General features: G+C 44.6%; 16 protein-coding genes. 12 read left to right on the top strand and 4 right to left on the bottom strand.

Features of this window, described 5'->3' with window-relative positions; all coding sequences use genetic code 11:
• Positions 1 to 10 precede the first annotated feature (10 nt).
• From BLQ60_RS05110 to BLQ60_RS05120, 3 genes are all read left to right on the top strand, one after another.
• Positions 11 to 676: a phosphoribosylanthranilate isomerase gene (locus BLQ60_RS05110; protein WP_092616919.1), complete on the top strand. Its 666-nt coding sequence runs from the start codon at positions 11 to 13 to the stop codon at positions 674 to 676.
• Positions 648 to 1,889 (top strand): tryptophan synthase subunit beta, encoded by a 1,242-nt coding sequence (trpB, locus tag BLQ60_RS05115; RefSeq protein ID WP_092616922.1) that lies wholly within the window; start codon positions 648 to 650, stop codon positions 1,887 to 1,889. Before BLQ60_RS05110 ends, trpB begins: the two co-directional genes overlap by 29 nt.
• A 160-nt stretch (positions 1,890 to 2,049) precedes the next feature.
• On the top strand, positions 2,050 to 3,030 hold the full coding sequence (locus BLQ60_RS05120) for a DUF2804 domain-containing protein (protein ID WP_092616925.1): 981 nt from the start codon (positions 2,050 to 2,052) through the stop codon (positions 3,028 to 3,030).
• 114 nt (positions 3,031 to 3,144) lie between these two features.
• Here BLQ60_RS05120 and BLQ60_RS05125 read toward each other — a convergent pair whose 3' ends face one another.
• A complete protein-coding gene (locus tag BLQ60_RS05125) occupies positions 3,145 to 4,023 on the bottom strand; it encodes a metal-dependent hydrolase (RefSeq protein ID WP_092616928.1) in 879 nt (292 codons plus the stop codon).
• A 119-nt stretch (positions 4,024 to 4,142) separates the two neighbouring features.
• Between BLQ60_RS05125 and BLQ60_RS05130 the strand changes: the two genes are divergently transcribed.
• Together BLQ60_RS05130 and BLQ60_RS05135 are read left to right on the top strand one after the other, a co-directional pair.
• Entirely contained in the window at positions 4,143 to 5,168 is a 1,026-nt protein-coding gene (locus BLQ60_RS05130) for an AraC family transcriptional regulator (protein WP_092616930.1), read from the top strand.
• Between the two features lie 135 nt (positions 5,169 to 5,303).
• Positions 5,304 to 5,738, top strand: a complete 435-nt coding sequence (locus BLQ60_RS05135) for a PaaI family thioesterase (RefSeq protein ID WP_092616933.1) — start codon at positions 5,304 to 5,306, stop codon at positions 5,736 to 5,738.
• A 204-nt stretch (positions 5,739 to 5,942) separates the two neighbouring features.
• On the opposite strand, the gene BLQ60_RS05140 is transcribed toward BLQ60_RS05135, so the two are convergent.
• On the bottom strand, positions 5,943 to 7,292 hold the full coding sequence (locus BLQ60_RS05140; protein WP_092616936.1) for a Na+/H+ antiporter NhaC family protein: 1,350 nt from the start codon (positions 7,290 to 7,292) through the stop codon (positions 5,943 to 5,945).
• A 355-nt stretch (positions 7,293 to 7,647) separates the two neighbouring features.
• Between BLQ60_RS05140 and trpA the strand changes: the two genes are divergently transcribed.
• The 4 genes from trpA (at position 7,648) to BLQ60_RS05160 (ending at position 11,826) form a co-directional block, all read left to right on the top strand.
• A complete protein-coding gene (trpA, locus tag BLQ60_RS05145) occupies positions 7,648 to 8,448 on the top strand; it encodes a tryptophan synthase subunit alpha (RefSeq protein ID WP_092616938.1) in 801 nt (266 codons plus the stop codon).
• A gap of 102 nt (positions 8,449 to 8,550) precedes the next feature.
• The gene (accD, locus tag BLQ60_RS05150) at positions 8,551 to 9,471 is read left to right on the top strand and encodes an acetyl-CoA carboxylase, carboxyltransferase subunit beta (RefSeq protein ID WP_092616941.1); all 921 of its coding nucleotides are present in this window, start codon (positions 8,551 to 8,553) and stop codon (positions 9,469 to 9,471) included.
• Positions 9,468 to 10,802, top strand: coding sequence for a bifunctional tetrahydrofolate synthase/dihydrofolate synthase (folC, locus tag BLQ60_RS05155; protein WP_092616944.1), 1,335 nt, complete (start codon positions 9,468 to 9,470; stop codon positions 10,800 to 10,802). Before accD ends, folC begins: the two co-directional genes overlap by 4 nt.
• Positions 10,789 to 11,826 carry an SPOR domain-containing protein gene (locus tag BLQ60_RS05160; protein ID WP_092616946.1) on the top strand — a complete coding sequence of 346 codons (1,038 nt, stop codon included), beginning with the start codon at positions 10,789 to 10,791 and terminating at the stop codon, positions 11,824 to 11,826. The genes folC and BLQ60_RS05160 overlap by 14 nt, the downstream gene beginning before the upstream one ends.
• A 74-nt stretch (positions 11,827 to 11,900) precedes the next feature.
• On the opposite strand, the gene BLQ60_RS05165 is transcribed toward BLQ60_RS05160, so the two are convergent.
• Positions 11,901 to 12,791 carry a DUF6882 domain-containing protein gene (locus BLQ60_RS05165; protein WP_092616949.1) on the bottom strand — a complete coding sequence of 297 codons (891 nt, stop codon included), beginning with the start codon at positions 12,789 to 12,791 and terminating at the stop codon, positions 11,901 to 11,903.
• 172 nt (positions 12,792 to 12,963) lie between these two features.
• Here BLQ60_RS05165 and metG point away from each other — a divergent pair, with 172 nt between their 5' ends.
• Together metG and BLQ60_RS05175 are read left to right on the top strand one after the other, a co-directional pair.
• Positions 12,964 to 15,036: a methionine--tRNA ligase gene (gene metG, locus BLQ60_RS05170; RefSeq protein ID WP_092616952.1), complete on the top strand. Its 2,073-nt coding sequence runs from the start codon at positions 12,964 to 12,966 to the stop codon at positions 15,034 to 15,036.
• A gap of 84 nt (positions 15,037 to 15,120) precedes the next feature.
• Positions 15,121 to 15,576, top strand: coding sequence for a hypothetical protein (locus BLQ60_RS05175; protein WP_092616955.1), 456 nt, complete (start codon positions 15,121 to 15,123; stop codon positions 15,574 to 15,576).
• An 87-nt stretch (positions 15,577 to 15,663) separates the two neighbouring features.
• Here BLQ60_RS05175 and BLQ60_RS05180 read toward each other — a convergent pair whose 3' ends face one another.
• Positions 15,664 to 16,428 (bottom strand): DUF4850 domain-containing protein, encoded by a 765-nt coding sequence (locus BLQ60_RS05180; protein WP_092616958.1) that lies wholly within the window; start codon positions 16,426 to 16,428, stop codon positions 15,664 to 15,666.
• 304 nt (positions 16,429 to 16,732) lie between these two features.
• Between BLQ60_RS05180 and BLQ60_RS05185 the strand changes: the two genes are divergently transcribed.
• Positions 16,733 to 17,194 carry a hypothetical protein gene (locus BLQ60_RS05185; protein WP_092617429.1) on the top strand — a complete coding sequence of 154 codons (462 nt, stop codon included), beginning with the start codon at positions 16,733 to 16,735 and terminating at the stop codon, positions 17,192 to 17,194.
• Positions 17,195 to 17,670 lie beyond the last annotated feature (476 nt).

Here is a 17,670-nt window from a genome sequence, read left to right on the forward strand (position 1 = left end):
CAGGTCAGCAATGCGTATCAAACAACGTGTCCGAGCCAAGATTTGCGGACTGACAAGAGTCGAAGATGTACACAGCGCAGTTGATGCAGGCGTAGATGCCGTGGGTTTTGTATTCTATCCACCGAGCCCTCGTGCAGTGACGGCGAGCCAAGCGCAAAGTCTAGCGCAATATGTCCCTGCTTATGTACAAATCGTGGGATTGTTTGTGAATGCCACGCTTGAAGAAGTGCAAACCGTGCTACAAAGTGTTGCGCTAGATGTTATTCAATTTCATGGTGATGAATCGCCTACGGAATGTCAGCGGATCGCCAATAGGGTTGGACGGCGCTGGTACAAAGCCATCCAAGTCAAAGCTGATCTCGATGTGGTGGCAGAGATTGAAAAATATCATCAGGTCGGTGCCAGTGCAGTCTTGCTCGACGCATGGCATCCAGAGCTCAAAGGTGGTACAGGACAGGCATTTGACTGGACAAAATTTCCAAAGCTCGACATTCCTGTGATTTTGGCGGGCGGATTGAGCCCTGAGAATGTTGCCGATGCAATAAAAATGACCAAACCTTATGCCGTAGATGTCAGCGGTGGTGTAGAATCAGCCAAAGGCATCAAAGATCAACAACGCATTTTACAATTTATGCAAGGAGTCCAACGTGGATCAACACAATGTGAAGCAAAATAGCCAGATCGATTTCACCCAGTTTCCAGATCAAAAAGGGCATTTTGGTATTCATGGTGGGCGATTTGTGTCTGAAACACTGATGGCGGCATTAGAAGATTTGGAAAAATTGTATTTGCGCATGAAAGATGACGAGCAGTTCCGTGCCGAATTTGACCGTGATTTGGCGCATTATGTTGGTCGTCCAAGCCCGCTGTACTATGCCGAGCGTTGGTCTAAAGAATTGGGCGGTGCGCAGATTTATCTAAAGCGTGAAGACTTAAATCACACAGGTTCGCATAAGGTCAACAACACCATTGGACAAGCCTTATTGGCGAAATTGTCGGGGAAAAAACGCATCATCGCTGAAACTGGTGCAGGACAACATGGCGTAGCAACCGCAACCATTGCTGCACGTCTTGGACTGGAATGCGTGGTGTTTATGGGATCAGAAGATGTGAAACGCCAAGCGATGAATGTCTATCGTATGCGTTTGCTTGGAGCAACCGTTGTCCCTGTAGAAAGTGGCTCAAAAACCCTCAAAGATGCCATGAATGAAGCGATGCGTGACTGGGTCACCAATGTTGATTCGACTTATTATGTGATTGGTACAGTGGCAGGCCCACACCCATATCCACAGCTAGTGCGTGATTTTCAAGCAATCATTGGGCGTGAAGCAAAACAGCAAATCTTGGCGCAAGCGGGTCGCTTACCTAATGCGTTGGTAGCCTGTGTTGGCGGTGGCTCGAATGCGATGGGTCTATTTTATCCATTCCTCAATGATACCGATGTGTCGATCTATGGCGTCGAAGCAGCGGGTCATGGCGTGGAAACAGGCAAACATTCTGCACCACTCAATGCAGGTCATGTTGGCGTGTTACATGGCAACCGTACCTATCTGATGTCCGATGCACAAGGTCAGATTATCGAAACGCATTCGATCTCGGCAGGCTTGGACTATCCAGGTGTAGGCCCTGAGCACAGCTTCTTAAAAGATATGAACCGTGTGAATTATGTGCCGATCAATGATACCGAAGCATTGCAAGGCTTCCGTGATTTGACCAAGATCGAGGGCATTATCCCTGCGCTGGAAAGTGCGCATGCCATGGCATATGTGACCAAACTGGCGCCAACCATGTCCAAAGATCAAATCATCATTGCCACGGTATCAGGTCGTGGAGATAAAGACTTGATGACGGTTGCCAAGATTGATGGTATTCCAATGGTCGATCTGTAATTGATCATGTCGGTGTTGAACAGGCAATCATGATGCAAGTCATCATGATTGCCAAACCTTAAAGAAAGCATTGCCACGGATTTGGCGATGATTAATACAACAATGATTGAAAGTTTAGACGATCAGCACCCTTGATTAATTTGCGACAACAGGATGTTTTATGCAACTTATCCAAGACAATGGACAGCCACATTTCGGACGCTTCGAGCAAGCACCGACGTCGTTTAATATCCAAGATTATGACAATCCTTTTTTAAATCAAGCATGGCGTCGCAAATTGCGCTTTAAAAAGTTTAGCTTTGTGGGGATTCAACATCAGCATTACACCATTGGTTTGGCGATTGTCGATTTGGCGTGGGCAGGGCATGGCTTTTATTATTGCTATGATCGAAACAATGATCGTTTTATTGACCTACATGGTTTACAGCCCTTCGCACGGAAAACGAAACTGCAAACCCTTGATCGTATGAAAAATGTGAGCTTTTTTAAGCATCACGATCTACAGATTGAGCTGAAAGAACAGGGCGATCAACGGCAGATTCAAGTCACTCGAAAAGGCGCAACATTGTGTCAGGCAAATATCAAAAGAGTGCAGACAGAACCGTTATACATGTGTAGTCCGACAGGGATTCGAGGTTGGACATTTACCCATAAATCGATGGCACTCAAGGTATCTGGGCACTTCTATGATGCAGAGGGTTCGCAGATTTATTTTGATGATAAAAGTTTGGCGAGCCTTGATGATAGTTGTGGTTTTTTACGTCCTGAAACGGAATGGTTTTGGCTCTCGAGTCAGGCGCTGATTAATGGTCAAAAAATTGGCATCAACCTCGCCAGTGGCGTCAATGAAAGCTGTGGTAATGAAAACTGCCTATGGGTGGATGGCAAAATTTATCCTTTAAATGATGCGATTTTTCAGCAACAAGGCGACAATCTTTGGAAAATCTACAGCTTAGATGGTGCGATTGATTTGCGTGTCACGACAGCGTGGCGACGTTATGAAAATACCAATCTGATCGTTGCAGCGAGTCAATTTAGCCAGTGGATTGCCACTATTGATGGGCGACTTAAAACTGCCGATCAGTCGGTGACCTTTCATCATGTCAATGCAGTGTTAGAGCAGCACTATGCCAAATGGTAATTTGCTTAATTCATTAATCTGAGAAAATGACCATAAAAAAAGCGCTTGATGATCAAGCGCTATACTCTAAGAAAAGCCATGCTATAAATAAGCAATTTAAAGTTCAAATATGGATCAATAGCCTGCTTGCCAAAACGCATGTCCAGCTTTGATCGGATCGCCAGTTTCTTCATAGACTTTTAGCCATACATCATATTGATGAATCACAGGATGTTGGCTTGGATGGAAGTCTTTGTTAAACCAATCTAAATATTCGCTTTTCATCCGTGTCATGATGCCCTGTTTTCCGAAAAACCACGGTAAGCCTTTGCGGAACATGTTAAATCGTTCACGACGACTAAAGCCATCGTGATCCAGCATGACATTGGCACGGTACATGGTGAAGCCAAACATCAGCACCGTGGTAAAAGCTAGCGCAAATTTACGTGTCGCTTCAGGCACTTCACCAACTTGTTTCATCACATCGAATGCCACATCACGATGTTCCATTTCTTCAATGGCATGCCAAGCAAATAGCGCACGGGCATAAGGATGCGCTTCAGCAAGTACGTTTTTATTGTGATAAAAGGTTTCCGCCATGAGTGCAGTAAGATGTTCGGCGGCTGCGGTCATGGCGATATTGTATTGCGGAGAGCGCTTGGTCAGCTCAAAGCGAAATATTTTCTTGAGCCGTGCGGTGAAAGCATCAAGTGGCATGCCTTGCGCTTTCATCAGCGCATTCATTTTGTCATGGGCGATGCCGTGCTGTGCCTCTTGACGGATAAAGTCTTTGACCTTTTGTTGTAGCTCAGGATCTTCAATCTTGTCTCGGAATAGTCGAACAGATTCAATGAAGTAACGCTCACCCTCAGGGAAGGTTAGGCTCAGTGCATCAAAAATACGGGTACGAAAAGGATCGTCACCAAACCAAAAGCGTGGAATGTCATCGAGCTTAAAATCGAGATTGCTACGCACCACGACATCAAGCGGGGTATGCTGAACAAGGGCATTCATTGTTGTTTTCCTTATGGTCTTGATGTGCTCATTATGAATGATGATGTTCAAAAAAGTTTTGACAGATCTAGCCAAATTTTATACAAATAACGACATTGTACAATCTTGAGTGTCAAGTGATGACGGTAAAATTGATTGTCGGTTATCTGCGTCTGATGCAACGGGTCATGCATCATTATGCGTTGACTTGGGACAAGCTGTCCCTTGCAGACGATGTGGTGTATGCCTTTCAACAAAGTTTGCAAGATGAACAGCAGTATGAGCTTGATGTCGAGCAATATGTGCTGATTATGCAAGCGATGCAGATGCATGTTGAGCGTCCGATTGGCTTGTTGATGGCGGAGCAGGTCGCCTTGCCTGATGTGGGATTGATGGGCTATTTGGCGTCGACCAGCATTGATCTGGAGCAGGCATTTCAACTGTTTCAGAAATATTATCCACTGCTGTATAAGATGACCAATATTGAAGACATGACCGTGATCGAAGATCAAACCTGTTTTTCGATTCAATGGCATGGCGGTTTTCAAGCGTGGCAGATGTTTTATGAGTTAAATTTGGCGATTTTATTTCGCTATATTCAGTTGATTGTGCAGGCGGATGAGCTACATCCACCCACCAAAATCGTGTTGGGATTTTCACCGCAATTTTCACTGCAACATTATGCTCAGTTTTTCCAGAGCAACATCGACATCGTCGCCAATTGTTATGCGATTACTTTTCTGAAAAGTACCTTAAAAATTAAAAGTACCAGCTCAGATCGTGCGATGAACCAGATGTTGTCTATACAGGCACAGCAATCGATCGAGCAAAATAGCCAAAACTTAAATGCCAAGCAGTTTCGTCACAAAGTGCTGAGCTTGATTGAGCAGGGCTTAACGCAAGATCATCAGTCGATTCAGGATTTTGTGGCATCGAAAATGTATTGTTCCGAGCGTACTTTGCAACGCCAGCTTGCACAGCATGATTTGCATTTTCAGACCTTGCTGGATGGGTATCGTTTTGAACGTGCAAAATCGGCATTAATTACTGGCATTGCACTGAGCGACATTGCCCAGCAACTCGGCTACTCCGATCAAAGTGCCTTTGGTCGAGCGTTTAAGCGCTGGTCAGGGCTGAGCCCCAAGCAGTTTTTAAAGGAAAAATAGACCAGAGCAAGCCTATTCGTCGATTGATGATCAAGTAACTATCAAAAGAAAACCTACTGGTCACATTGAGTATTATGCCGTGGCATTGTTCTGTGCTATACCTGAGACATTCTCATCACTATCACGGAATAAAGCATGAATATAGAAAATATGACGGGACTCGAATTGATGCAGGCGTATATGCAGGGCACATTCCCGCCAGCGAGTATTTCGGAAACGATCCCAATGCAGTTGATCGAAGTGGAGCATGGGCGTGCCGTGTTTACTGCCAAAGCGGATAAACGCCACACCAATCCACTGGGTGGGGTGCATGGTGGCTTTGCGGCGACAGTGCTTGATTCGGCGACGGGTTGTGCATCACATACCGTCATCGGTGCAGGCGAGGGCTATGGCACCACCGATTTGAATATTAAAATGTGTCGTCCAGTGCCTTATGACACCAAGCTGATCGCAGAGGGTAAAGTGATTAATGTGGGACGTAATTTGATTATTTCTGAAGCCTATTTAAAAGATGAAGCGGGTAAGATTTATGCGCATGCTACAGCGACCAATATGATAATTCGCCGTTAACTGAGCGCCATTCCAAAAGAAAATCACCTATTCAGTATAATGTCAGTCAGTTAAGCATTTTTAATCCTCCGCAACCCTCCTTTTTCAAAGGAGGGCGTATTTCGACATTCAATACAGTGTTGAATTCAATGGTGTTCCCCTCTTTTTCAAAGATGAGAAACATTGTTTCGCAAGGGGGGATTTATCAATCAGTAATAATGAAATTTAGACCGTAGCTTGAGCTGTATTTTTCGGCTTTCCTAACCCCGTGAAAATCGCAATGATGGCAAATACAGCAAGTAGCCAGCAATAGTAGACATTACCGATCAGAGCCAGTGGCGACACGCTAGCAATTGAGCTCGCCAGTAAGATTTGCGCACCGTAAGGAATTACCCCTTGTACTACACAAGAGAAAATATCCAGTAGGCTGGCACTGCGTCTCGGATCAACGCCATACTCATGCGCCACTTCACGTGCGACATCACCCGAAAGCAAAATCGCAATGGTATTGTTTGCCACGAATAAGTTGGAGAACACGACCAAGAAAGCAATACTGATTTCTCCTGCACGCTGACGAGCCAAATGCAATTTTCCAGAAAAGGCGTAGATGCGTTGCAATAGCCAGTCCAAGCCACCTTGCTTTTGTAGCATGGCAGACAAGCCACCTAAGAATACCGATAGCAAGGTCACTTCAAACAGGTTCACAAAGCCGTCATAGATCGAGTTGCTAAATTTCACCAAGCTATATTCAGGCGTGAACATCGTACCAAAAATACCCGAGACCACGATGCCGACCATCAACACGGCAAGCACGTGCAAGCGGGTAAATGCCAAGAAAAATACCACCAAATATGGGATGATCAACCATGCGTTAAAGTCTTTCACTTCGATGGCATTGTGGTGTGAAAAGCCAATCACGGTATAGACCACGATCGCCAAGATACTGGCAGGAAGGGCAATCCAAATATTACTTTTGAATTTATCTCGAAGTGTAACATTTTGACTGCGTGTGGCAGCAATGGTGGTGTCTGAGATCATTGATAAATTGTCCCCGAACATCGCCCCGCCGATCACTGCGCCGATGGTCAGTGGTACAGCCAAGTCAGTTGCTTGGGTAAAACCAAAGGCGATCGGTGCACAGGCAGCGATGGTGCCCATCGAAGTGCCCATCGCCGTAGCAATAAATGCCGAGATGATAAACAACATCGGCAAAACAAACTGCACAGGAATCAGCGATAAACCAAACTGTACCGTCGCATCGACACTGCCGATCACACTACTGACATTGGCAAATGCCCCAGCCAACATAAACACCATCAACATTAAGATCAGATTGGGGTGGCTGGCACCTTCCAAGAAATCATCAATGGCTTGGTTGATCGGCTTACGCGCCAAAAACACCGCCAAGATCAAAGCGGGCAATACTGCCACAGGCGCTTTGAGTTGGTAGAAGGCAAAGTCTGTACCAAGATAGGTGTGATAAATCCCACTGCCTAAAAATAAAGCGAGGAATAATAAAAGTGGCAGTAATGCCAACGCACTCGGGCGAATTTTAGCGGTTTCAGTGGCGCTCATTGTTGATCATTTTCAGGAAATAGCCGTCTAGTATAAAAAAATAAATGCCATCTACAAATAACAAAAAGCAAAATCGATATAAAAGATCAGATAAAAGGTGACTTTTACGCAGATTTGTCATGTGGATTTGAAGAAAAGCACTGTAAATTTTGGAACAAAGTATCATTGAGCCGATCTCATAAGCTCCATAAAATAAAAAATAATTCGATTCTGCTGAAGGTTTGTAATTCAGTCTGGCATGGTTGCTTGATGATTGACCTGAACGCTGTGGAAAAACATCCGCTAAAAACTGCACATTTTGCAGATTTTTCTTTATGATGACAGCACACGATGTAATGGTAGGAAATACAATCTCATGTCACGTTTGGCACAGCGGTTTGCACATTTAAAAGCAGAACAGAAAAAAGCATTGGTGAGTTATGTGATGGCAGGTGATCCTACACCAGCCGTGACAGTGCCGTTATTGCATGACATGGTGGCTGCGGGTGTGGATATTTTGGAAGTGGGTTTGCCCTTTTCAGATCCGATGGCAGATGGTCCAGTGATTGCCTTGGCGGCGGAGCGTGCGCTGGCGGGTGGCACCAATACCTTAGATGCGATTGAGATGGTGAAAACCTTTCGCCAAAAAGACCAAGATACGCCAGTGGTGTTGATGGGTTATCTCAATCCTGTGGAAGTGATTGGTTATGAACAGTTCGTTCAGATCGCCAGTCAAGCAGGTGTGGATGGCTTGATTTTGGTGGATTTACCGCCAGAAGAAGCTGAAGAATTTGATGCGATCTTGGCAAAGCATGACATGGATCAAGTGTTTTTGTTGGCGCCGACCTCGACTGATGAGCGCATTGCACATGTGGTCAAGCAGGCACGTGGATTTATCTATTACGTGTCGTTAAAAGGGGTGACGGGTGCGGCGACATTGGATACCCAAGCAGCAGCCGAGCGCATTGCTAAGATTAAGCAAGCAACCGATTTACCTGTAGGTGTTGGCTTTGGCATTAGCGATGCCACATCAGCGCAGGCAATGGGACAAGTGGCTGATGCGGTGATTGTCGGTAGTGCATTTGTCAAACCCTTTGCCGAACTTTCGACCAGCGAGGCGAGTGCCAAAGCGGTAGAAAAGGTCAAAGAATTAAGAGCAGCGCTCGATCAGTTGTAAATTGCACGTGCAATGGCATGGATCGGCTGCATTTCGAAGCGAGATTGTCGGGCACTCGTGTCAGGCACAAGTTGACTGAAACAGTCATGTGGATGAGTTGAAATGAGTGAAGTGAAGCAAGACCCAAACGCAACACAAAACCAAGACGAAAAAAGCAATTTGCTTAAAAATAGTTCTTGGTTTGAACGTGAAGTGCCAAGCGTATTTGTCCCAGAAGAAAACAAAACCAAACCAACATTTACTGAGCCGACCATTGAATGTCCAGAATGTCATGCCTTGGTCACCGTCACAGCGATGTCATTTAATGCCTATGTCTGTCCGCAATGCGATGAACATCTGCGCATGAGTGCACGAGATCGTTTGAACTGGTTCTTTGATCAAGTCAATCAAGAGCTTGGACAAGAATTCTCTGCCAAAGATCCGCTCAAATTTGTCGATAGCAAGCCTTATCCGAAGCGTATGGAAGAAGCGCAGAAGAAAACAGGTGAAACCGAAGCACTACTCAGTATGCAAGGCATGTTGGATGATTTGCCAATGGTGGCTGTGGCATTCGAGTTTGACTTCATGGGTGGCTCGATGGGTACGGTCGTTGGCGACCGATTTGTTCAAGCTGCTGAATATGCGCTGAAACATAAGCAACCAATGATCTGCTTTGCGGCATCTGGTGGTGCTCGGATGCAAGAGGGCATGTTGTCCTTGATGCAAATGGCACGCACTTCCGCTGCGATTGAGCGTTTGCATAATGCCAGCATTCCATACATCGTAGTGATGACCAATCCTGTCTACGGTGGTGTGACGGCATCCTTGGCAATGCTCGGTGATGTGCATCTGTCTGAGCCGAAAGCCATGATCGGCTTTGCAGGAAAACGTGTGATCGAACAAACTGTCGGTGAGCGTTTGGAAGAACCATTCCAACGTGCAGAATACTTACTTGAGCATGGTGCCGTCGATCAAATTGTGCATCGTCATGCATTACGAGATACAATCTACCGTATCGTAAGTAAACTGATGAATCTTCCTTGAGCCAGCCCAATTCTGATCAAACCTTAAATATTCCAACAGCACACGATTCATTACAGACATGGCTTGACTACTGGACTTCGGTTCATGTCACCGCCATTGATCTGGGCTTAGAGCGTGTGCTTCCCGTGGCGCAGGCGCTAGGCGTGCTCAAGCCAAATCTTCAAGACCATGTCAAAGTGATCACGGTGGCAGGCACAAACGGCAAGGGTTCAACCACCACCACCATTGCCAGTATTCTCAAAGCCAGTGGTTACAACGTCGGCTTATATCAATCGCCACATATTTTCCAGTTCAACGAACGTGTCCGCATCAATAGCCAGCCTGTTGATGATGCTTTGCTGATTTATGCGTTTGTCGCTGTGGAAAATGCACGTCAACAATGTAACCTCACCTTATCTTTCTTTGAAGCGACCACGCTTGCGGCATTTTATATCTTTAAGCAACAAGTCTGTGATGTCTGGGTGCTTGAAGTTGGGCTAGGTGGTCGGCTCGATGTGGTGAATATTATTGATACTGATGTGGCGGTGATCACCAATATCGGCTTGGATCATGTCGATTGGCTCGGTGATACGATTGAAAAAATCGCTTTTGAAAAAGCAGGAATTATTCGCCCGAATATTCCAGTCATTTTTGCAAGTAGCCAAGATTTACCGCAAGCGGTTGCCGATAAAGTTACAGATTGCGATGCCAAGCTGATTCAATACAATCAAGATTATTTCATTCATGAAGATCAAAGTGATAATGTGGACAGTTGGATTTTGGCAACTTCTGCGACAACGATGCGCTTGCCACATGGACATTTGGCGCAGATCAATCAAGCGTCTGCCATCATGGCGGTATTGCAATCGGGTTTAAATATTCCCCTTGATGCAATCGAACAAGGTTTAGCGCAGGCACGACTTGCAGGGCGCTTTGAACAGCGCACATTCCAAGGGCAACAACTCATTTTGGATGTAGCGCACAATCCTCATGGGGCAGAATTTTTAACACAACAATTAACACGATATTTACAATTACATCCAGAAATCACCCAAGTAAATGCGGTATTTTCTATGCTCGATGACAAAGACATCATCGGCGTGATCAAATTATTAACAAATCTTGTGCATCGGTGGTATATTGCGCCACTAGATGTGCCACGTGCGGCACCGCTGTCACGATTGCAAAGTGATTTGGCGCAGTTTGATCAAAGCGTGGTGGTGTCGGACACTGTGCGGGAGAGCTTTTTAAATGCGCTGGCACAATCCACATCGCAACAATTGATCTTGGTATTTGGCTCTTTTCACACCTTAGAAGCCGTTTGGGAGTGTTTGGTGAATGACAATGAATAATAAGCAACGTCTATTTGGTGGCGTTGTGCTGCTTGGTGGTGGCGTGTTATTGGCAGCAATTTTATTAAAAGGTCAGCACCAAGAAGATACTCGCCCGCCACTTGCTCAGCAACAGGTGGAACAACCTGCACCAACGCAGACCGATAATGGAACGTCTGGCGAAATCGACCTGCAACCGATGGCTGTCGATGTGGAAACCGAACGCCGTCTACTCGAAGAACAGCGTAAAGCCCGTGAAAAAGCCGTTGCCGAACAAGAGCAACTGGCTGCGCAATATCTCGCCATGCAACAGCAAGCCGAAGCCGATGCAGCACGTAAAGCTGCCGAAGAACATGCAGCACTTCTTGCGAGACGCCAAGGGCAAATGCAAAGCTCGGACAATATTCCACCTGAATTAATCGAAAGCGAACAAGCCAAACTGGCGGCTGCCAAAAAAGCGGCGGATGAAAAGGCAAAAATCGCCGCACAAAAAGCCAAAGATGCTGAAAAGCTGAAAAACGATGCCGAAGCCAAACGCAAAGCAGATGATGCGGAAAAAGTGAAAAAAGCCGAAGCGGACAAACGTCAAGCTGAAGCGGATGCTAAGGCAAAAGCGAAAAAGGACGCTGAGGAAAAAGCTAAAAAAGAAGCCGATGCCAAACGTAAAGCTGAGGCTGAGAAAAAAGCCAAGCAAGAAGCAGACGCCAAAGCGAAAAAGGAAGCTGACGCCAAGCGCAAAGCCGAAGAAGACAAAAAGAAAAAAGATGCTGAGAAAGCTCGCCAGCTCCTCGAAGGTGATAAAAATTGGATGGTACAAGTGGCATTGGCTGCCAACCAAGCCAATGCGGATGATGTCACCGCCAAACTGCAAGCCAAAGGCTATAAGGTCACGCAAAGTAAAACCAGCAAAGGCGTGCGTATCATGGTCGGTCCATCAAAAAGCCGTGAAGCTGCCGATACCACACGTAAAAAGATCGCATCAGATAGTAGTCTTGGGATGAAGTCTGCATGGGTGATCGACTGGGTGCCGTTAGATCAGCGTTAAGTTGATGGTTTAAAGAAATGATGTACAAGAACAGTCTGAGCGGGCTGTTTTTTTGTGGTTTAAATGACCATAATTTACTCGTCATCATTTCTAAAAACGACAAAAGTCAGTGTTCCATTGGACTCGGCACGATAAGCGCCATCTGCTTCTGCGAGATGTGTTGCAAGCGCAGTGAAATTCCAAGCATCATCTTCTGAACAAGACACAATGTGCTCTTGAAGTTCAACGATGTCATGTTCTTCACCGTAGTCTTTAACCATTGAAGCGACTTCTTGTAGATCTTCTGGAATGGATGGATGATCCCAAGCCCACATAAATGTTTGCTCTACAACATGATATGTTCCCACGACATTAATTTCAAAAACTTCGATGCGTTCACCAATGGTAAAGCTAATCAAACCCATCACAAGATCAATGTCCCATTGATCAATTTGATCCATGCCCCATGCCTGTGATGCTAGCGCTGTTTTTAAAATGAGTTCTTCACGGCAAGATTGATAGACAGATTCTATATCGACAATTTCACGATGTTGTTCAAAATCTTGACTGGAATCAGGAGCCTCTAAAGAGTTCTCTTTTTTCATTGCTTCCTCAAAGTCACGCAGGACATTCCCTTCATACCAATCAGGTTGTTGATAATCATATTCAAGCTGAAAAGATTCATCTTTGAAAAGCGTAAAAGTTAGTCCCCAGATAGCTTCTCCAGTTTTAGTATATATTTCTTTTTGAATTTCTTTAGATCTGTCATGTAGTGCATGACAAGTTGATTCAAAAGGATTTTCATCATCTGCATAGAGCTCTCCAGTTTCATCTATAATATTTTCATATGAAATATATTGTTCAAACTCAGTAGAGCTAATATAAATACCTATTTTTGTAACGATCTTATCCCAAGGTCTATCTTTAGCAAAAAATAGAGATTGTTTTTTAAAAAGCTCAATATCTGGATTTGATAAAAATTCCATGATTTCATTACTCAAAAATTATGATTGATATTTCAGTTAACATCTTACGAACTAGCGGCAAAGTTGGATAGCTACAAAGTGAAAAATAATTCTTAAATCCCCCGAACAATTGCTTTGCACCCCATAGCTCAGTAGAATGGACGACTCCAAAATTCTGCCAACAGAGTGGTCTATGTCAGCACGTAAAATCCTCGTCACCAATGCCTTACCCTATGCCAACGGTCCGATTCACATGGGACATTTGCTAGGTTATATCCAAGCGGATATTTGGGTGCGTGCGATGCGTGCGATGGGACACGATGTGACTTACGTCTGCGCTGATGATGCACATGGCACAGCGATCATGCTCCGTGCCGAAGCCAACGGCATCACACCTGAAGCGCAAATCGCCAATGTACAGCGAGAACACATCCGTGACTTTGACGGCTTTGGCGTGCACTTTGATCATTACGACTCGACCCATAGCAACACCAACCGTGCTCGCTCACAAGAGATTTATCTGAAAAATCGTGACGCAGGCAATATCGCCGTGCGTCCAGTCAGCCAGTTATTCGATCCTGAAAAAGGCATGTTCCTCTCAGATCGTTTTATCAAAGGCACTTGCCCAAAATGTAAGTCCGAAGATCAATACGGCGATGCTTGCGAAGTCTGCGGAACGACCTATAACGCTACAGAACTGCTCAATCCACATTCGACTTTAAGCGGTGCTACCCCAGTTGAGAAATCTTCAGATCATTACTTCTTTAAACTACCAAACTTTGCAAATTACTTGCAGAAATGGACACGTGACGAAGGGCGTTTACCGCTGTCGATCGCCAATAAACTGGATGAATGGTTTGAAAATGGCTTGAATGATTGGGATATTTCTCGTGATGCGCCGTATTTTGGTTTTGAGATTCCTGATGCGCCAAACAAATATTTTTACGTGTGGGTGGATGCGCCGATCGGCTATATGTCGAGCTTCGAGAACTATGTAAAGACAAAACGCCCTGAGCTGAATTTTGACGATTACTGGAAAAAAGATTCAAAAAACGAAGTCTATCATTTCATCGGTAAAGACATTGTCTATTTCCATGCGCTGTTTTGGCCTGCAATGCTCGATGGCGCAGGCTATCGTACACCAACAGGCTTGTTTGTGAATGGCTTCCTTACGGTCAATGGTCAGAAGATGTCAAAATCTCGTGGCACATTTATCAAAGCTGAAACTTATTTACAACATTTAAATCCTGAATATTTGCGCTATTACTTTGCCTCAAAACTATCTGATAAAGTTGAAGATTCTGACTTAAACTTGGATGATTTTGTGCAAAAAGTGAACTCGGATTTGGTCGGTAAAGTGGTCAATATCGCTAGTCGCTGTGCCAAATTTATCAATACTAAATTTGACAACACCTTATCTGAAAACTGTGCCGAGCCTGAATTAGTCCAGAGCTTTATTGATGCAGGTGACTCGATTGCCAAGTGTTATGAAGATCGTGAATTTTCTGCGGCAATCCGTGAGATCATGGCGCTTGCTGACCGTGCCAATCAATATATTGATGAGAAAAAGCCGTGGGCTTTGGCGAAGATCGACGGCGAAGAACAGCAAGTGCATGAAGTTTGCTCTGTCGGCATTAACTTGTTCCGTCAACTTGCAGTCTATCTTGCGCCAGTGTTGCCGACTTTGGCACAGCAAGTACAAGATTTCTTAAAATTGGACAGTTTTGATTTTGCGTCACGCACCACGATTTTGACCAATCACGAAATTGCCCAGTTCCAACCGTTGATGCAACGTGTCGACGCCAAGGCTGTGACGGCAATGGTTGATGATTCTAAAGACTCGTTGGCTGTGGCAGAACCTGCGAAGGCAGATAAGAAAAAAGCCAAGGCTGCGGAAAAGACAGAAGCTCAAAAAGCTGAGCCTGTTGTTGGTGAAGCACAAGAGATCAAAATTGATGATTTCCTCAAAGTCGATCTACGTGTTGCAGAAGTTATTGACGCAAATATCGTCGAAGGTTCGGACAAGCTACTACAGCTGACCTTGAATGTCGGCGAAGCAGAGCCTCGCAATGTCTTTAGTGGCATTCGCAGTCAATACGCACCTGAAGACTTAAAAGGCAAACTGGTGGTGATGGTCGCCAATCTTGCGCCGCGTAAGATGCGTTTTGGTGTATCGAATGGCATGGTGCTCGCTGCGGGCAATGGTGAAGGCATCTTTATCGTGTCACCAGATAACGGTGCAAAGGCAGGGGATAAGGTGTCCTAAATCATCGTATTTTGCATTAGCTTTAAAAATCGCTTATACAGGAAAGACTTCTTCGGAGGTCTTTTTTTGATGTAAGGGAAAAATATGACCAAAACATGGGATAGTTTCACCAAGTTCGGTTCTGCGATTGCAACATTTATGATTGTAATTAGCTTTCATGTTTTGTTTTTCTTAAACGATCCAATGCAGTTTTTGCTTGGTTTAATCACGCCTTCAATTATTTTGCCAATGTTGGCATTGATGTGTGTTGCTTTGGTGGTGGGATATCTGATTGGTACAATTCCTGCGTATTTGACTTCGCAGCTTTTTTATCAATTCTTAGGCGATCCACGGGAAAATATGCGCCGAAGCCATTATCTTAAGTGCGGTGTTTTAGTGGCTTTGGCGTGGTCATTACTGCTGATTCTTTGGGCGTTGCTCACTGGTGCATGGATCGCCTTGGGCTTATTCCTGTTCATTGTGGTATTTCCAACGATATTGATTTGTGCAGATTTAGAGTGGCGAGAAAGACGAAAATTTGCACAGCAATATAAAAACTAAAACGACGATGATGATCAAAAAACTGTTATTAATTGATCGTTAAATGATTAAAGTCAGTGGTTTTAACGTCTCTATCAATAACGTATGTTAATGCGAAAAACGATAAAAGTTTAAAATCGGTGTAGTGAGTGGTGATAACGATTTGCCTAAAGTCACGTGGCTCACCCGATAATTAAATGTATCCTCTTTGTCGGTATATTTGGCAACTCCGTGAGTTTTAAGTCCAAGTTTAGGGTTGTCATAGCTGAAAAATGCCACGTCTTTGCTTGGATGAACCAATTGAATCAATTTTTTCGGATCATGTTCACCGCCGAATTCATTCTCAAGACTCTGCTCCAGTAATTCAGGGAAAAATAGCGTCGCAGGTCGTAAGCCACAACCCACACAAAAAGACGAGTCGTAGAGTGTGATTGATTGTTTTTGATCTTTGCTGGTGATGAGCGCCGAACCTGTGCCATTGGCGCCGACAGCGGCTTCGACATCCGTCCATTGCCGTGGAACCAGAGTTAAACCTGTGCTTGGAAAGGCAAGTAATTTCAGTTGCTTGGCGTGTTCTGCTGTGAGTGTGAAGTTGAATGTGCAACTGTTTTGATCACATTTTTTAAAGTCTTTCAGCAGGCGCTCGCCATCACCATCAGCAGGATTCTCTGCGGTCACGCCATAAAATGGTACGGTCACGCCGTGATTAAAACGGGCTTCACCGAGATAATACAGTTGGTTATTGGCACTACGTTCAGCCGCTGTGCCATAAAATGCTGGTGTGCTTGGCTCGAACACGGCTAATTCTGCATGGGCTACGGGCGAAAGCAAGGCGAGCATCGATGCAAAAAGTGGGTTGAGTGTTTGTTCCATAATTTACTCGCTGTGAGTTTTGTTATTGGGTTTGTTTTGCAATGTATGATCACTATCGTGTCGAACATAGCATATTTCTAGCTTAGATGTATAAAAGAGAAGTTTGGATATTTACAGTTGTATAACAGGTGTTACGCCTTGCTTCATGATAAAAGTGAACATATTGGAAATATTTAACAATAAGCACAACATTGATCGGAGAATAGCGATGTTCCACATTTTATCTGTACTGTTTCAACGCAAAATTTCGCACGTTGTATCTCAGAAAGAGTCTACAGCGTTTTTGCGCTTGCCCCGTGCGCTCATGTTCGGTGCATTGCTCGGTGTGGCGCAGTTTAGCGTGGCAAGTCCGAGTGTCGATCAACTCAGTGATTGTTTGGTGAAATCGACCACAGCATCGGACAAAACCACGGTATTGCAATGGACTTTCGCAGCGCTATCGGCACATCCTGACCTCAAGGCATATGGTCAAGTCACCGATGCACAGCGCACTCAGCTCGACCAAAATGTGGCGCAAGTCTTACAGCGTATCTTGGTGGAGCAATGTTCGGCGCAGACCAAAGCGGTGATTCAAGCGGAGGGAATACAGGCTGTGGGGCAGAGTTTCCAAGAGCTTGGGCAGATCACTGGTGAGGAGATACTCAAAAATCCTGAGGTCAATGGGCAGTTGCAAGGTGTGCTGCGTTATGTGGATTTGAATAAGTTGGTGGCGACGTTTTTGACACCTGAAATGTGGGATCAGTTGGGTATTTTAAATGGGGATTAATGGGATGATACTTGTTATTTTACCTCACCCTAACCCTCTCCTCAAGGAGAGGGGATATTCATTGTCAAATTGATTGCGATATTTGATCTGAGATGAAAGCTCCTTCTCCCATTGGGATAAGGCGGGGATGAGGGATATTAGCAGTCACCATAAAAAGGACTTTGATAGCTGAATGTGTACTAAGTTTTGGAGATTGGTGATAATGGAGCAGTTTTTAATGGTTGTCTTGAATATTAATAAGTATTTTTAGGAAATATTTTTCGAGCATTAGTTCGGTTAATAAAGTTAAAGAAAATTTCTTCTTCCTTTGTCATGAAAATTAGATCTAGAGGTGTATTTAAAAAGGATTTTGAAAAGACATTTTTTATTATAGAAACGTCCTCATAATCCTTATAAATTATGAGGGCATCAAGATCAGCCCAAGTTTCACTATATAAGTAGGAGCCGAATAAATAGATACTACAATCAATTTTTAA

The sequence above is a fragment of the Acinetobacter marinus genome (assembly GCF_900096915.1).
Classification (GTDB): Bacteria; Pseudomonadota; Gammaproteobacteria; order Pseudomonadales; family Moraxellaceae; genus Acinetobacter; species Acinetobacter marinus.

Coding starts and splice junctions, on each gene's coding strand:
- BLQ60_RS05110 (WP_092616919.1), top strand. CDS start 11: ATGCGTATCAAACAACGTGTCCGAGCCAAGATTTGCGGACTGACAAGA.
- BLQ60_RS05120 (WP_092616925.1), top strand. CDS start 2,050: ATGCAACTTATCCAAGACAATGGACAGCCACATTTCGGACGCTTCGAG.
- BLQ60_RS05125 (WP_092616928.1), bottom strand. CDS start 4,023: ATGAATGCCCTTGTTCAGCATACCCCGCTTGATGTCGTGGTGCGTAGC.
- BLQ60_RS05130 (WP_092616930.1), top strand. CDS start 4,143: ATGACGGTAAAATTGATTGTCGGTTATCTGCGTCTGATGCAACGGGTC.
- BLQ60_RS05135 (WP_092616933.1), top strand. CDS start 5,304: ATGAATATAGAAAATATGACGGGACTCGAATTGATGCAGGCGTATATG.
- BLQ60_RS05140 (WP_092616936.1), bottom strand. CDS start 7,292: ATGAGCGCCACTGAAACCGCTAAAATTCGCCCGAGTGCGTTGGCATTA.
- trpA (WP_092616938.1), top strand. CDS start 7,648: ATGTCACGTTTGGCACAGCGGTTTGCACATTTAAAAGCAGAACAGAAA.
- accD (WP_092616941.1), top strand. CDS start 8,551: ATGAGTGAAGTGAAGCAAGACCCAAACGCAACACAAAACCAAGACGAA.
- BLQ60_RS05160 (WP_092616946.1), top strand. CDS start 10,789: ATGACAATGAATAATAAGCAACGTCTATTTGGTGGCGTTGTGCTGCTT.
- BLQ60_RS05165 (WP_092616949.1), bottom strand. CDS start 12,791: ATGGAATTTTTATCAAATCCAGATATTGAGCTTTTTAAAAAACAATCT.
- metG (WP_092616952.1), top strand. CDS start 12,964: ATGTCAGCACGTAAAATCCTCGTCACCAATGCCTTACCCTATGCCAAC.
- BLQ60_RS05175 (WP_092616955.1), top strand. CDS start 15,121: ATGACCAAAACATGGGATAGTTTCACCAAGTTCGGTTCTGCGATTGCA.
- BLQ60_RS05180 (WP_092616958.1), bottom strand. CDS start 16,428: ATGGAACAAACACTCAACCCACTTTTTGCATCGATGCTCGCCTTGCTT.
- BLQ60_RS05185 (WP_092617429.1), top strand. CDS start 16,733: ATGTTCGGTGCATTGCTCGGTGTGGCGCAGTTTAGCGTGGCAAGTCCG.